This window comes from Mesorhizobium sp. M1312 (assembly GCF_040318115.1).
Taxonomy (GTDB): domain Bacteria; phylum Pseudomonadota; class Alphaproteobacteria; order Rhizobiales; family Rhizobiaceae; genus Mesorhizobium.
The window spans coordinates 1-556 of sequence record NZ_JAMYLQ010000110.1; the positions used below are offsets into that span (position 1 = coordinate 1).

The following is a 556-nucleotide window of genomic DNA, read 5'->3' on the forward strand; positions in this document are numbered from 1 at the left end:
ATTACTCTTTGATGGTGACGACGATGCCGGCACCGACGGTGCGGCCGCCTTCACGGATGGCGAAGCGCAGCTTCTCTTCCATGGCGATCGGCACGATCAGCTCGACATCGACGGTGATGTTGTCGCCCGGCATCACCATCTCGGTGCCTTCCGGCAGCGACACGATGCCGGTCACGTCGGTGGTGCGGAAATAGAACTGCGGACGGTAGTTGGTGAAGAACGGCGTGTGACGGCCACCCTCGTCCTTGGTCAGGATGTAGGCTTCGGCGACGAACTTCTTGTGCGGCTTGACCGTGCCCGGCTTGGCCAGAACCTGGCCGCGCTCGACACCTTCACGGTCGACACCGCGCAGCAGCGCGCCGATGTTGTCGCCGGCCTGGCCCTGGTCGAGCAGCTTGCGGAACATCTCGACACCCGTGCAGGTCGTCTTGGTGGTCGGACGGATGCCGACGATCTCGAGCTCCTCGCCGACCTTGACCACGCCGCGCTCGACGCGACCGGTCACCACCGTGCCGCGGCCCGAGATCGAGAACACGTCCTCGATCGGCATCAGGAA

General features: G+C 64.6%; 1 protein-coding gene. It reads right to left on the reverse strand.

The annotated features are described in order from the left end of the window. Nucleotide 1: 1 nt before the first annotated feature. Nucleotides 2-556: EF-Tu C-terminal domain-related protein (locus NKH36_RS34750; RefSeq protein WP_287354345.1), on the reverse strand; the 555-nt coding region annotated here is incomplete at its 5' end.